A 15,260-nucleotide genomic window follows, 5' to 3' on the forward strand; every position below is an offset into this window, starting at 1 on the left:
AAATTCCCCCATAAACTGATTGTTTGATCTGATAATTTCTGTCAAATATTAATTAAATGTAAAATATTTATTTTTATTGCCTACATGAGTAAGCGTTGCCATTTTTAAACCAACAATGTTATTAACATTTATGCTAATATAATTTATTAATGATTATTATATTATGTAAACCATTTTAGTATGTTATAACCATAAGTCATTGCTGGACTTAATGACAACAATATTTATCTTAATTAAACTAATCTAATTTCATGGCAATAATAAATAACAACCCTTTATCTAAAGCAGATATAAAAACGCTATTCGGTTTCTTACTGTTTCTGTTGATTTACCTGCTGCCTGGTATCTTTGGACACAATCCCTGGAAACAAGATGAAAATTATAGTTTTGGTATTATACAAACCATGTATGAAACAGATAATTGGCTGATCCCAACTAACGCTGGCCAACCGTTCATGGAAAAACCCCCGCTCTATTATTGGGTTGCAACCATGGGTGTCCATCTTTTTTCCGCTTGGTTACCGATGCATGATGCAGCCAGAACTGCCACGTTATTTTTTTCTGCTTTGAGCTTATCTTTTTTTGTTTTTTTAGCCCGTCGTTTCTTCTCTGCAGATAGCTTTTCTGATCATCGCATCTGGATAGCACTAGCGCTATTCGCATCAGCGCCGGGTATATTACGCCATAGCCACGATATGTTTACCGATACCGCATTGATCGCAGGAACTATTATTGGTTTATATGGCTTATTAGGTCTCATTAAACAGGAAAACAATCTCTTTTCCACCGTTTGGTTAACGGCCGGTACCGTCATTACTATGCTCTCAAAGGGCGTTTTTGTTCCCGGCTTAATTTGGATCTGTTTAATTCTAGCGCCAATTTGTTTAAAAACTTGTCGCAATAAATGCTATTACTCTCTGGCAATTATTGCTGGGCTGCTATCTTTATGTTTAATTTTACCCTGGCCAATTTTGCTTTTTCGTGATAACCCTGAACTGTTTAAAGTTTGGTTTTGGGATAATAATATTGGCCGTTTTTTGGGTTTTTCAGTTGAATATTTAGGTGCAAAAGCAAAAGTTTTCCGTATTCCTGAAGCAATACTTCTTTTTGCCCTACCATCAGGCATCTTAGCTTTTATTTTTATCTTAAAACAACCAATAAAAAATCTTACCGACAATAGGTTTTTTTTACCGACTTGCTTTGTATTATTAGGCGTTATTTTATTACAAATTTCAGCCTCGGGTCGCGCGTTATATTTATTACCTTTTATTGCACCGATGGCATTATTGGCGACCCACTGTTTTTGTCTATTACCCTCACTAATATATAAAATTGGTTATTACTTTAGTCTAATTTTGTTTTCCCTACTTATCCCGTTAATATGGATTGGCTATGGGTTATCTTTATCCGCTGAACACCATCAATTACTAGCAATCTTTCGTCAATGGTTGCCAAGCGGCTATCAGCCTCACTTTTCTTGGTTAGCCTTTTTATTTGCGTTAGCTATCACGTTAATCTGGCTATTTAAAAAACGTTTTTTAGCCAACCAACTAGCTTTAAAAGCGGCTCAAATATGGTGTTTAGGACTGACTGTTATCTGGGGATTAGTCTTTTCCCTCTTTATTGGCTGGATAGATTATGCAAAAGGTTATCAAAATGTGTTTGCCGATCTAAAACAGCATATTGCCAGCGAATATCTCCCTACCGACTGTATGGTCTCCCATGAAGTGGGTGAATCAGAAGCGCCAATGCTTTATTACTACACCGGAATTTTACATCAATCACAATATTACTACGAAACTCCGCCTAATTGCCGTTGGCTGCTTGATCTTTCCAAACAGGTTAGAGAACCGCCACCAGGCATGGAAATATTCTGGATCGGCCACCGCCCCGATGAAACAGAAGAGAATTTGGTGTTATATAAAAAGATCGAGCGTTAACTACGCCAGTAATGGTGATAATGGAGAACCGCTATGGATTAATAGCGGTTTTTGGTTGTTGTTGCGTCACACAATGAATACCACCGCCGCCGATAGCGATGGTATCAATATTAACACTGACAATGTTACGCTTGGGAAAACAGTCTGTTAATATTTCTATAGCGGCTTTATCTGCCTTTTGATCACCAAATTCTGGCATTATCACTGCCTGTTGACAGAGATAATAATTAACATAACTGGCAGCAAATTCAGGATAACGCTGACGGTTAACTCTGACATTTTGCGGCGTATTTAATATAGTTATATTTTTAATTTTATTCATCGCTATTAAGCGATCTTGATGCTCTCTGGTAACTCGATAATCAAAAGAATAAGTATCGTTTTCCAAACTAATAATAATACCGTTATCATCAATAAAACGAGCATAAAAATCGATATAGCCATCGGTAATATCATAACCTTTAATACCTTTTAACCAAATAATCTCCGTCAATCCTAAATAGGTTTTTAATTTTTCTTCTATTTGCTGGCGCGTGCAATTAGGATTACGAGCACTATTTAAGATAGAGCTTTCGGTAAATATCCCGACTCCTGAACCATTAACTTCAATACTGCCACCTTCAATGTTAATATTTGCTTTAATTAGTTGGCTGTTTGTATAGTCCGCCATAATTTTTGCTACATGACGATCAAAATTATGCCGCTGTTTATTGCCCCAACCATTAAAATTAAAATCGATAGCCACCAGTTGCCCCGAGCTTTTATCCAACACAAAATTAGCACCGCTATCCCTGATCCAAATATCGTTAAGTGGCACTTCCACATAGTTCACCGAACTACCAAGTAAATTCCAAGCAACGGGATAATTTTCAGGCGTAACCAACAAATTAACCGGTTCAAATTGTGCAATCGCTAAGGCAATATCGGCTAAATTTTGCTGTAGGCTAGCAATTAAGTGTTTTGGCCAAATGGTTGCAGACATACCAAATGCCATCCAGGTGCAAGTATGTGCCTGCGATTCGTGCGGAAAGTAATACATTTTGTCCTATCCCACTAAAATAATTTAACAAACAACTAAATAATCAAAATTCACCGTTGTTTAACACTAATCGGTGAAAAGCCCTTTATTTCTAGTTTAAAAATAGATAGATTAATCAGTCTAAAAATTATTGTCTACTGTTTTGGAGATCAATATGGCTGACCAAACGGAAAAACAACGTGCTAAGAAAAAACAGATCATTACCGCCGCCATTCACTGTTTTGTTCAAAAAGGGTTTCATGCCACTTCAACAGCGGAAATATGCAAAGCCGCTGGCATGAGTCCCGGAAATTTATTCCATTACTATCCAACTAAAAATGCCATTATTGAAGCTATTGCTTTACAAGATCAGGCCGATTTAGCCATGCTACTACAGATAGAACAGACCAACGGTTCGGCCATTGAAACTGTTATTACTATGATGACCAGGCTATTACAACTTTATAATGAGCCAACCTATGCCCGCTTAAGTCTGGAAATTATTGCCGAAGCCAGTAGAAACCCAGTAATTAATAGCACTTTTATTGAAAATGAAAAAATTGTCAGACAACAACTGGTTGATGTTCTAAAGCATGGCGTCAGTAATAGCGAAATTGATCCAAAATTATCGATTGAAAATACCGCTTCCTGGTTAATGACCATCGCTGACGGTGCAATCGGACGTGATCTTATGGAGCCAGAGTTTGATTTGGCCAATCGTTTAGAGTCATTTATCTATATGATCAAGAAGATATTGATGCCAATTAAGTAGGGGTTAATAGGATAATCAGTGTGTTGGTTAAAACCTAATAATGAAGTGTTAAAAAATAAACCAGATTGATAAGATCAAATGGCAGCCGAGGTTCTAAGTGACATATGTTGTGAAACCGGAGAAAATAGCAAGCTATCCGTTGTGGGCCAAAATGATAGTTGTACGCAAGTAAATAACGAGTCCTTCAATATATTTTTGCAACTCTTCCTGTCGGTTTTTCAGGGCAAGGTTTATGTTGCTTAAGCCTTTCTCGTCTTCTCGTTCGTAAGCTCTTTTCCCCGTGTAATAGGTCTCTCTACTTATCCCAAAATAGCAACAAGTTTGAGCAACGTTTTTGCTCTCACGAGCATGATTTAAGATCTTTGTTTTAGGCGCAATATCTGGTTTAGTTTTAATATTCATCATATCTTACCTCAGGCTACAATTAGAAAAAACTCATTGTCAACCGAAGTCCAGACTTTCATATTTTAGCTGAGTGTGCACATGAGCGTATGTCGAAGATTTATCTGTATTGATAACGCGTGGGAGCTGCCACTATAGGCGCACAACGCTGAACCCTGCGATAGAGGGGCTGGCCAACATGCGCGTCGTGTTCGGCCAGCATCGCTTGCAGCTCACGATAACTAATGCCGTATTTGCAGTACCAGCTACTACCGACAGGATAATGTCGCAGGCAATGTATCGGCCTTTAAAAACATTCATGTTGTACACCCTTGATTAAATCGTCAGGAAAGATTAGCCGCAATCCGACCTGATCTTTGCAACAGTGACCATGCAATCAACATTTATTTTGCTTTATAAATCCATACTAGCTTGTTAATCCACAATGAACTTCTTTTGCTAATAATAGTGCTGATTTTGTCAAGTAACAGAGAGAAAGATTATTAAGTTTGATGAGTTTTATTCATCCAAAAATGACAAAATAATGAATTATAAAAGGTGATAATAATAAACAGAATAGAATAGAATAGAATAGATAAAAGCTTACTTATATCATGATGTATATCAGCCCAAACTACTAAATTTTAATTATCGCGGCATAAGGCGGGTGGGTAGATGACATCATGATTTGTCACAGGCTCAAATGTAAAAATTAATGTAATAGAATCAATCTGTTGAATAATAAATCAGGAAAAATTATCTCATCATGTTACATTTTGGTTTTTTATGTAAATTAATTTATGGTGTTTACGTTAACTTTTGGTAAAAAATAGAAGGAATATTTAATGACATTTAATTCCAAGAACAGTGATACTAATACGCCTATCAGCCAGTCATATGGCAAAAAAGAATATAAAACACTCGGTGGCGATGGAAACGATATCCTATGTGGTAGAGAAGAAGAAATCAATTATTTAAGTGGCGGTAAAGGGGACGATACAATATATGGTGGCAACAAATTTGATGTCATAGCAGGTGGTGATGGCAACGATAAAATATATAGTTACGGGGGAAAGGACACCCTGATTGGTGGCAAAGGAAAAGATCTTTTTATATATCAATCAATCAATGATTCATTATATTCTTCACCAGATACTATAATGGATTTTGAGACTGGTCGCGATAAAATCGATATTTCTGCCCTTAGCAAAATTAATGGTAATACTATCGAAATTAAACAAGTCAATTGTTTTTCTCAACATAAAAATGAATTGATCGTTCATTGTAATTATAATGAATCCCAAAATTTAACTTCATCATACTTAATGCTTGATCATGATGGAGATGGACAAGCAGACTTTCAAATCAATGCCTTCGGGATAATCAATCCTGAAACGGATCTCATACTATTTTAAATAGCACTGTTGCAAAGATCAGGTCGGATTGCGGCTAATCTTTCCTGACGATTTAATCAAGGGTGTACAACATGAATGTTTTTAAAGGCCGATCACTTTGCCTGCGACATTATTCTGTCGGTAGTAGCTGATACTGCAAATACGGCATTAGTTATCGTGAGCTGCAAGCGATGCCGGCCGAATACGGCGTGCATGTTGGCCACCCCCTCTATCGCAGGGTTCAGCGTTATGCGCCTATAGGGGCAGCTCCCACGCGTTATCAATACAGATAAATCTCCGACATATGCTCGTGCGCACACTCAGCTCAAGCGTGAAGGTCAATGTCCGTCTGACGTCGGGCACCGATAACTTAAGTACTGAAATAATGTTATCGAATGCGATCATGGCAAACTGAAACAGATAACCAGCGCCACGCTGGGTTTTAAATCGATGAAGATGGCTTTTGCCACGATAAAAGGGATTAAGGTGATGCGGGCGCCGTGTAAAGGCCAGGCAAAGTCGTTTTACTTCGGCCATCCTTGGGCAGAATGTGTCTGGTGAGTAGCGTCTTTGCAATCTAAGACCTTCACCAACAAATAAGGCGACCGCATCACGATATTTGCAACAGTGCCGATTAAATAGGCAGAAAGATTATCAGTAATCCGACCCGCTCTTTGCAACAGTGCCTTTTAATTTCGCTTCCAGTCGGCTTTCATTTGTACACTCTAAAATGCGTTGGCGTTCAGCCTGAGCTACAGCCAACAAAATAGTTACTACCATTTTGCCCATCGTACCTTCGGTACTGATACCATCATCTAAAAATCGTATCGCACGCCTTCCTGGTCGAACTCTTTTATCAATTGGATCATATCAGCGGTATCACGGCCCAGGCGATCTAGTTTTTTAATCAAAATAATATCACCCTCTTCAACTTTTAAAGGCAATAGATTGAGCCCATCCCGATTAGTATGGCTACCTGAGTCTTCATCAGTAAAAATTCGATTTGCTCTTACGCCAGCTTCTTTAAGCGCTTTAACTTGAATATCGAGCGATTGTTGACTGGTTGAAACTTTGGCATAGCCAAAAAATCGTATTAAGTATCTCCTTAATCGCCTTAAAGACAATGAATGTCTTTTATTTTTATATAACGATTTAATACACATTAAAGAGTAGATATGTTTAACTGTCTAAAAATTTATGCTTTATAGTAGATATTGAAGATAATCACTGCGTTTCTTACCTGCAACGGTTAATAACCAATCTGCCTTTCTATAAAAAAAAGCCCTGGCTAGCGGGACTATCAAGAAAATAATTTACATTACAGTCAATGCTATTTCTTAAAGATGTATCTATTAGCTCAAAGGCTTTCGTTACATGAACAAGTTCTATTATAAACTTGATAGGATTCATTTGTTGATAACAGATTTCAGATATGAAAAATAGTAGCTACTACTTTTATTAGAATTTAGCACATTAGCTAAGAGGAAACTCACTTCTTTTAAAATTGAAGTCTGAGATTCCATCGGGATTGATAGGTATGGGAAACCCAACGCGTCTAATTTTTGGCAAGCATCTTTGTCAAAGTAACCAGCTTATCTTGTGAAGCAAATTGATTTACCTGTGATGAATAAGTTTTCATCGCAGCTTCAAGAGTTCTAAAGTCACAACACTGGTTAATTAAGCCTTTTGCATAACCTTTTGAGACAATTTTATATAGCTTCTCCGCTTTTTTCTGGAGCTTTTCTTTATTCTTACGCAAATACTGCTGCTGTAAGTTCAGCATATTTTGATACTTTGGCGCTTGTGTTGATAGATCCAATAATGTTTTCTCAGAACTTAATACAGGAATCATATTGTTTAGCTGTACCATTCCAAGTTTTGTTCTCTTCATTGCCAAGCTCATGCATTTTGAAAATTAGAGGGGAAGCATTTGGGATATTGTCCTGTTTTGGTTTATATGAAGTTAGCGGAGCTAAAAATTCTATTCCATTTACTCAAATACAACACCAATATACGGCCTGGTTCCTTTGATTTCACGCACTTTTTCATCGGAACATTGCAAATACTGTATGTAAACATCATCAATAACGTAAAACTTCACCAATCAACTCCTTGATAGCAAAAAGCCTCGCAAAAGCGAGGCTTATAATTTTTTAACTTCACACTTAACGGTAGTGACTCACCTTCGATTTGATTATAATCCGACTAAAGCATTAGTCAAGCAATATCTTACAATTGCCCCTTGTTAAAAAGCGAAACAAATATTTAGCATATCCAATGACAAACATCACAATCAATAAAAGTCTTTTTTATAGGTTACGCACTACACAATTGAGCTGCCTCTACAATTAAATATAACACTGATTTCTTTATCAATACTTAATCAGTACCTGGAATCAGGAAATAAATATTCTTTTCAAGCTGCTCAGATTTTTAATCAAGTGTTTATTAAGTTTAGTACACAACTCCCGCTAAATAGTATTATTTCAAAAAGCTCATTCAACATACTTACCTCTATATATTGCTAGCTTATTGGTTATCAGGAAATTACACTAGCATAGTAAAAAACTGTTATACCTATAGTGACTGAACCATGAAATTACCACTCATATGTGCAAAATGCATGCAAGAAAACATCGTAAAACCGAGGATCACCGCAATAGTTGAACTCAAGGATGATGGCCGATATGAGATAACATGCCGAAAAGGGCATTCTTCGATTACTTTTTTGCAACAACAAAAGTTTGAAATACTTTTTGATATTGGCGCTTACGCAATCGTTGATGGGTATTATCGAGAAGCGGTTTCGTCATTTACTTCTGCTTTAGAAAGATTCTACGAGTTTTTCATAAAAGTAGTATGTATTTCAAAGAATATTGATTGGATAAAAACGCTTGAAGCGTGGAAAGAGGTCTCTAATCAATCAGAAAGGCAGCTAGGTGCTTTCATATTTCTTCATCTTCAGGAAACTGGTAATAAACCCATCTTACTTTGCAACAATAAAATCAAACTCCGTAATGAGGTTATTCATAAGGGAAAAATACCTAGTAAAGATCAGTCTATTGACTATGGGCAGGCAATTCTTGATGTGGTTCGGCCACTACTTAAAAAACTCAAAGAAAATTACAGCAATGCCGTAAACACAGCTACCTTCCACCATCTAAGCAATACCGGAAATCCTTCTGATGATGGTTTGACAGCTTCAACAATGTGCATTTCAACAATTTTAAGCCTTTCTAATGGCGACCCAGCTCATGATGAGAGACGTTTGGTTGAGGCAATTTTACAGCTACCACATTGGTAAAAGATATAACAGAGTGCTATTGGACAAATTTTTTTCATAACGCAGTTTCATACTGGAATCAGCTAAAGGGTTACTTATGGCACATAGACGACAATCAGGTGTGCTTTACTCAGATCACCGCAAGTCCTATTCACTACGAACTCCGCCCTGCTTGGTGACATATCCTTTCTGGTCAAATGACCAACTTCCTTTTTTCTTAAAAAAAGCAAAACCCCGGATCACGGGGCTGAAAAAAATATAATTTATATTAAATTCTAGATATTTTTTAAAACGGAATATCATCATCGAAATCCATGGGTGGCTCAGCCGGTGTCGCGGGAGCGGTTTTACCGGAATGGGCGGCTGGCGCTGATGCTGGTGCGTTACCACTAAACTGCTGAGTTTGTTGTGGCTGTTGTGGTTGTCCCCAGCCACTGGCTGGATTATTTTGTGGCATACCCTCCTGTGAGCCGCCACGCGCGCCTAACATTTGCATGGTACCACCAATATTTACTACCACTTCAGTTGAGTAGCGATCCTGGCCACTTTGATCTTGCCATTTACGGGTTTGTAGTGAGCCTTCAATATAAACTTGTGAACCTTTACGCAAATATTCACCTGCCACTTCAGCCAGCTTGCCAAAGATCACAACACGGTGCCATTCTGTTTTTTCGCGCATTTCACCACTTTGCTTATCACGCCAACTTTCAGAGGTGGCCAGCGTAAGATTCGCAACCGCACCACCATTTGGCATATAACGAATTTCAGGATCTTGTCCCAAGTTGCCGATAAGTATGACTTTGTTAACGCCTCTGCTGGCCATTCGATACTCCTGATGTATTAATATTTTTGCTTAAATTCATGTGTCGCTAGTTTAACATGCGAACACGCTATTGAATATGGAAACCCAACCGTTGCGATTATGGTTTGCGAAACGCCTTAGAAAATTATACTGCAATATTGCTAAATTTTTTTAAGTTTGGCGATTAAATTGCAGAATATGACCGCCTATACTGTACTGTATATTCATTCAGCCAAAATTGTGTAATAATAAAACGTTTTATTTACTGTTTGAATGCGTTCTCATCCGGGATGTGGTATATGGATAACATTGAAGTCAGAGGTGCGCGCACCCATAATTTAAAAAATATCAATTTAATTATTCCTCGCGATAAATTGATTGTTATTACTGGATTATCAGGCTCAGGAAAATCTTCCCTGGCATTTGATACCCTGTATGCAGAAGGTCAGCGCCGCTATGTTGAGTCACTGTCTGCCTATGCCCGGCAGTTTTTATCCTTAATGGAAAAACCGGATGTTGACCATATTGAAGGGCTGTCACCAGCTATTTCGATTGAGCAGAAATCCACCTCACACAACCCACGCTCAACGGTAGGTACGATCACCGAAATCCACGATTATTTGCGGTTGCTGTTTGCCCGGGTTGGTGAACCTCGCTGTCCTGATCACGATACGCCGTTAGCGGCGCAGACAGTTAGCCAGATGGTTGATAATGTTCTGGCACTGCCAGAAGGCAAGCGGTTAATGTTGCTAGCACCGGTAGTTAAAGAGCGTAAAGGTGAACATATTAAGCTATTGGATAATCTGGCCGCACAAGGTTATATTCGCGCTCGCATTGATGGCGAAGTTTGCGATCTCTCCGATCCACCTAAATTAGAACTGCATAAAAAGCATACAATTGAAGTGGTCGTTGACCGTTTTAAAGTGCGTGCCGAGCTGGCGCAACGGCTGGCAGAATCGTTTGAAACTACGCTTGAGTTATCAGGCGGTACTGCAGTTATCGCTGATATGGATGACAGCCAAGCGGCTGAACTCGTTTTCTCCGCTAATTTTGCCTGCCCGGTTTGCGGTTATAGCATGAGTGAATTAGAGCCGCGCCTGTTTTCCTTTAATAATCCGGCAGGAGCTTGTAGCTCTTGTGATGGACTCGGTGTACAACAATTTTTCGATCCTGAACGCGTGATCCAAAACAAGGGAATTTCTTTAGCTGGCGGGGCAATACGCGGTTGGGATCGACGTAATTTTTATTACTTCCAGATGCTACAGTCGTTAGCTAAACACTATAAATTTGATGTCGAAGCCACGTTTAGTTCGTTAGATCCGGCGATCAAGCAAGTGATCTTATATGGCTCCGGCAAAGAAGCAATTGAATTTAAATATCAAAATGATCGCGGCGATGTTACCGTCAGGAGCCATCCCTTTGAAGGGGTGATCCATAATATGGAGCGCCGTTATAAAGAAACTGAGTCAATGGCCGTGCGCGAGGAACTGGCAAAATATATCAATAATCGGCCATGTATTGCCTGTCATGGCACCCGCTTACGGCAGGAAGCCCGTTACGTGTTTATTGAAAATACCACCTTGCCTGAAATTTCAGATTTTAGTATTGGCCACGCGATGGCATTTTTCCAAACATTGCAGCTCAGTGGGCAACGTGCACAAATTGCGGAAAAGATTCTGAAAGAAATTAATGATCGATTAAAATTCTTGGTCAATGTAGGGTTAAATTACCTGACTCTCTCTCGCTCAGCTGAGACCTTATCTGGTGGCGAAGCGCAACGTATTCGATTGGCAAGTCAAATTGGTGCCGGTTTAGTTGGTGTCATGTATGTATTGGACGAGCCTTCAATCGGTTTACATCAACGAGATAATGACCGGCTGTTACAGACCTTGCTACATTTACGAAATTTAGGTAATACAGTTATTGTGGTCGAGCATGATGAAGATGCGATCCGCGCCGCCGATCATATTATCGATATCGGCCCGGGAGCAGGTATACATGGAGGACGCATTGTTGCTCAAGGCAGCCTGGACGATATTATTAGCAATCCAGATTCATTAACCGGTAAGTACCTTAGCGGTGAACATAAAATCGCTATCCCGCCCAAACGTGTACCTCTCGATGCAGAAAAAATCCTAAAGTTGATTGGTGCCCAAGGTAATAATCTAAAAAATGTCACACTGAAACTACCCGTTGGCTTATTTACCTGTATCACTGGCGTTTCCGGTTCAGGTAAATCAACCCTAATCAATGATACTTTGTTTCCTATTGCCCAGCGGCAATTAAATAAAGCCACCAATGCCACCCCGGCGCCATATACCGATATTGAAGGATTACAATTTTTCGATAAAGTGATTGATATTGACCAAAGCCCAATCGGCCGAACCCCCCGCTCAAATCCAGCCACCTATACGGGCGTATTTACACCGGTACGGGAATTATTTGCTGGCGTACCTGAATCTCGGGCGCGAGGTTATACCCCTGGACGGTTCAGTTTTAATGTTAAGGGTGGTCGGTGCGAGGCTTGTCAAGGGGATGGCGTTATCAAAGTAGAAATGCATTTTCTGCCCGATGTCTATGTTCCCTGTGATCATTGCAAGGGCAAACGCTATAATCGTGAAACGTTAGAGATCAAATATAAAGGCAAAAATATTCACGAAGTGTTAGAAATGACCATTGAGGAAGCGCGTGAATATTTTTCGGCTGTCCCGGCGCTAGCGCGAAAATTGCAAACATTGATCGACGTTGGACTTTCCTATATCCGTTTAGGTCAATCGGCAACCACCTTATCCGGTGGTGAAGCACAACGAGTTAAGTTATCGCGCGAACTTTCCAAACGCGGTACTGGCCAAACGCTCTATATTTTGGATGAACCGACCACCGGTTTACATTTTGCTGATATTCAACAACTATTGCATGTATTACATCAACTCCGTGATCAGGGCAATACTATTGTGATTATTGAACACAATTTAGACGTGATAAAAACAGCCGACTGGATTGTTGATTTGGGTCCAGAAGGGGGTAGTGGTGGTGGTGAAATCTTATTCGCCGGTACACCCGAGCAGATCGTAAAATGTAAACAATCACATACCGGTCAGTTTTTAAAACCGATCCTAAAACGTGGTTATTAATAAGGAATAATTTCCGCTATAGATATTGAACAATCGCCCGGCTCCGCTGCCGGGAGCGATATTGCGCAACAATATCGTAACCAATAACAAACAAAACGGAATATTAGCTATAATAAAAACGCTTTGTAGTGCTAATACCAGCCCGGCCCTTTCCACGCTCTTAAACTGCTTGAATGTCATTTTTGATTGATCGCATAAACGCAAAATTTTTCATCTATTCTATCATTAACAAAAAATTAACAATGAGAACGCATTTATCAGCAAGTATAACGTTAAGTTCATCATTTTTATTTATCTTACTTTTTATCTGAGTTTCAAGTGTCACATATAAACAGCCCTTTTCTACTCAATTTTAGTAAACAACTTATCGTTACAGTATTACTTTATATTTAATTAACCGGCTATTAGATTGTATTAATACAAAAATTACATTATTGAGTAATTGCATTATCTGTTTAAAAAATTAATAAATACCATAGTTAACACCCACAAAAAAAGAGTGAAAAATGAGCAATTTTGAAAAGCATGATTTAACTAATTTGGTTGGCAAACACCTCGTATATACTTATGAAAACGGTTGGCAGCATGAAATTTACATAAAAAATGACAACACGGTGGATTATCGGGTCTGTAGTGGTTCCGCCAGTAACCGATGTGTAAAAGATCAATCTGCCTATATCGTACAGATCGGACTAAACATTTATAAAGCATCCTGGACAGAACCAACTGGCACGAGCATTAGTGTAGTTTTAAATCTTCGCATCCAATTGCTGCACTGTACCGCCTTCTTTCCGCGCTGGGTTATCGATGAACCGGAAAAAACCGCCTGTTGTCAAAATGACTATCTAAATGAAATGGAAGCCTACCGTAAAGCTGGTCCAACCTACCCGATCGAAATAATGGATGAATTTGCCACTATTACTGCTGTGCATAATTGTGAATTAAATGATGACAGCGTAATTTCCTGTGCCACTAGCAAACATGCAAAATAACGCGACTAAAAGCCTCGATAGGCCATCAACCAACTGATATGGCAGAATAGAATATTGATAGTTAAGTTCATCAGTATGACAACTATTTTGTAAACCAAAGGCTATCGCAAAAATTTGACACCAAGGATGGTGATGAAGAATTTAATAAATAAAAACTATTAAATCAATTAATGGCTCATATTAAAGCAGCAATGCACAATAACGTGTTACTTGCCGACTTTTTTATACACAGCGCTAATATCATAAAATTGTTAATTATTTGTTATATTTCTTTCGATCAGTTCTATACTATTAGTTCGCTAATTATTAAGAAAGAAGATGTCAGCTTTTGCTTCTTATGCCATCTTCCTCTTTACGCAGTTCGTGGAAATGCTGAAAACAGTTGCAAATAGTTATTTAAGGATAATTTACATGCTTAACATACCCAACTCTTTATCAGTAAAGGGTAAATGTAAAATACTTTGCTTGATGACTTAAATTACAACTGTTTTTGGATGGTAATAGAACCGATTTAGCAAATAAAATAATCGTGTTTGTTAGCGTTTACTTTCTAAAAAATTATACGAAAAATCAATGAGCTGGGTTAATTATCCCAATAAATATTCTAACATAAATAAAATTTACGAGAGCCATCAATTATGTTTGATAATCTTTTTTATCCCGATAATGAAAAAAGAGCGGTAAGACTAACCGAACTTGTCTCGGACAATTCCACGGCAGTAGGTAATATTTCACAACAACAGACTAAATACGAAATCGCAATAAATAACGCAAATGAAGCGATACGCCAAGCTTACAAAGTTGTTGGAACACCGGTAAAGTTTCATGATATTGATTTTGTTCCCGAGTCAAAAACCCATAAAATTTTAATTAGTGTTGCTGACGTCATTACACCGATGCTTACCTATGGTATTGCTAATAAAGCACTATCGTTCGCAGCAAAATCCTATCTTCTGCAACAAGGGCGTATCGGGGAAGCGGCCTTTATTAAATTGGTTGGTCTACCAAAGTGGTTTAAAGTGGGCACTGTATTCGGAAGTATCACCGCAGTTGTCCTGGTTCAAAGCATCATTGATTCAGTGACTGGAGCAGTACAACGGAAAAATTTGCAAGACAAAATTAAAGAGTCGGTCGACCCTAGGTTCCAATTAAAAAAAGCTGAACTGACCAATGAGATTACTATCAGTAAATTGAATGTTGTCACGACATCAGTTTCCGTCGTCTTAGACGCCTTAGGGCCTAATGTATCTAAAGAGCAGATAAATAAAATCATTGATAATTCGATAAAACGAAATCAGGTTGAACTTAAGAATATTGATTCTTTGACCAAAACCACCCTGGATGCTCTTGACAAATCCAGAGGGTCTTGGACCAATGAGGATTAATGGCTGCTTAATCTGTGTTAAATAGATCTTATTAAATAACAAATCTAGTCACGCCATTTTATCGCCTGAGACAGATGTTGAGTGGCTTGCGATACTTATTGCCTTAACAAAACCGAAAGATAATCACAATGTAATTTTGCTAAGGCTTAAGCTGCTATT

The 15,260-nt window shown here is 38.5% G+C and carries 9 protein-coding genes and 4 pseudogenes; 8 read left to right on the forward strand and 5 right to left on the reverse strand.

Annotated elements, in window-relative coordinates; translation table 11 throughout:
* The first annotated feature begins 251 nt into the window (after positions 1–251).
* The gene (locus tag ArsFIN_RS17580) at positions 252–1,940 is read left to right on the forward strand and encodes an ArnT family glycosyltransferase (RefSeq protein ID WP_034249677.1); all 1,689 of its coding nucleotides are present in this window, start codon (positions 252–254) and stop codon (positions 1,938–1,940) included.
* A gap of 31 nt (positions 1,941–1,971) precedes the next feature.
* On the opposite strand, the gene ArsFIN_RS17585 is transcribed toward ArsFIN_RS17580, so the two are convergent.
* The gene (locus ArsFIN_RS17585; protein ID WP_051297028.1) at positions 1,972–2,979 is read right to left on the reverse strand and encodes an agmatine deiminase family protein; all 1,008 of its coding nucleotides are present in this window, start codon (positions 2,977–2,979) and stop codon (positions 1,972–1,974) included.
* A gap of 154 nt (positions 2,980–3,133) precedes the next feature.
* Here ArsFIN_RS17585 and ArsFIN_RS17590 point away from each other — a divergent pair, with 154 nt between their 5' ends.
* On the forward strand, positions 3,134–3,730 hold the full coding sequence (locus ArsFIN_RS17590; RefSeq protein ID WP_026822916.1) for a TetR/AcrR family transcriptional regulator: 597 nt from the start codon (positions 3,134–3,136) through the stop codon (positions 3,728–3,730).
* Positions 3,731–3,833: 103 nt separating this feature from the next.
* On the opposite strand, the pseudogene ArsFIN_RS17595 reads toward ArsFIN_RS17590, so the two are convergent.
* Positions 3,834–4,135: pseudogene (locus ArsFIN_RS17595) on the reverse strand (helix-turn-helix domain-containing protein); the annotation flags it as partial.
* Positions 4,136–4,956: 821 nt separating this feature from the next.
* On the opposite strand from ArsFIN_RS17595, the gene ArsFIN_RS17600 reads away from it, so the two are divergent.
* Together ArsFIN_RS17600 and ArsFIN_RS17605 are read left to right on the forward strand one after the other, a co-directional pair.
* Positions 4,957–5,526, forward strand: a complete 570-nt coding sequence (locus ArsFIN_RS17600) for a M10 family metallopeptidase C-terminal domain-containing protein (protein WP_026822915.1) — start codon at positions 4,957–4,959, stop codon at positions 5,524–5,526.
* Between the two features lie 71 nt (positions 5,527–5,597).
* Positions 5,598–6,086, forward strand: a pseudogene (locus tag ArsFIN_RS17605) (DDE-type integrase/transposase/recombinase).
* A gap of 103 nt (positions 6,087–6,189) precedes the next feature.
* Here ArsFIN_RS17605 and ArsFIN_RS17610 read toward each other — a convergent pair.
* Together ArsFIN_RS17610 and ArsFIN_RS17615 are read right to left on the reverse strand one after the other, a co-directional pair.
* Positions 6,190–6,599 (reverse strand): annotated as a pseudogene (locus ArsFIN_RS17610) (recombinase family protein); the annotation flags it as partial.
* Between the two features lie 461 nt (positions 6,600–7,060).
* A pseudogene (locus ArsFIN_RS17615) lies at positions 7,061–7,606 on the reverse strand (type III toxin-antitoxin system ToxN/AbiQ family toxin).
* Positions 7,607–8,128: 522 nt separating this feature from the next.
* On the opposite strand from ArsFIN_RS17615, the gene ArsFIN_RS17625 reads away from it, so the two are divergent.
* Positions 8,129–8,809: a hypothetical protein gene (locus ArsFIN_RS17625; protein WP_026822914.1), complete on the forward strand. Its 681-nt coding sequence runs from the start codon at positions 8,129–8,131 to the stop codon at positions 8,807–8,809.
* Between the two features lie 265 nt (positions 8,810–9,074).
* Here ArsFIN_RS17625 and ArsFIN_RS17630 read toward each other — a convergent pair whose 3' ends face one another.
* On the reverse strand, positions 9,075–9,611 hold the full coding sequence (locus ArsFIN_RS17630) for a single-stranded DNA-binding protein (RefSeq protein WP_026822913.1): 537 nt from the start codon (positions 9,609–9,611) through the stop codon (positions 9,075–9,077).
* A gap of 278 nt (positions 9,612–9,889) precedes the next feature.
* Here ArsFIN_RS17630 and uvrA point away from each other — a divergent pair, with 278 nt between their 5' ends.
* The 3 genes from uvrA (at position 9,890) to ArsFIN_RS17645 (ending at position 15,101) form a co-directional block, all read left to right on the forward strand.
* On the forward strand, positions 9,890–12,724 hold the full coding sequence (gene uvrA / locus ArsFIN_RS17635; RefSeq protein WP_026822912.1) for an excinuclease ABC subunit UvrA: 2,835 nt from the start codon (positions 9,890–9,892) through the stop codon (positions 12,722–12,724).
* A gap of 506 nt (positions 12,725–13,230) precedes the next feature.
* Positions 13,231–13,716, forward strand: a complete 486-nt coding sequence (locus tag ArsFIN_RS17640; protein WP_026822911.1) for a phenolic acid decarboxylase — start codon at positions 13,231–13,233, stop codon at positions 13,714–13,716.
* 638 nt (positions 13,717–14,354) lie between these two features.
* The gene (locus ArsFIN_RS17645) at positions 14,355–15,101 is read left to right on the forward strand and encodes a hypothetical protein (protein ID WP_026822910.1); all 747 of its coding nucleotides are present in this window, start codon (positions 14,355–14,357) and stop codon (positions 15,099–15,101) included.
* Positions 15,102–15,260: the final 159 nt, after the last annotated feature.

Source organism: Arsenophonus nasoniae (assembly GCF_004768525.1).
GTDB lineage: Bacteria > Pseudomonadota > Gammaproteobacteria > Enterobacterales > Enterobacteriaceae > Arsenophonus > Arsenophonus nasoniae.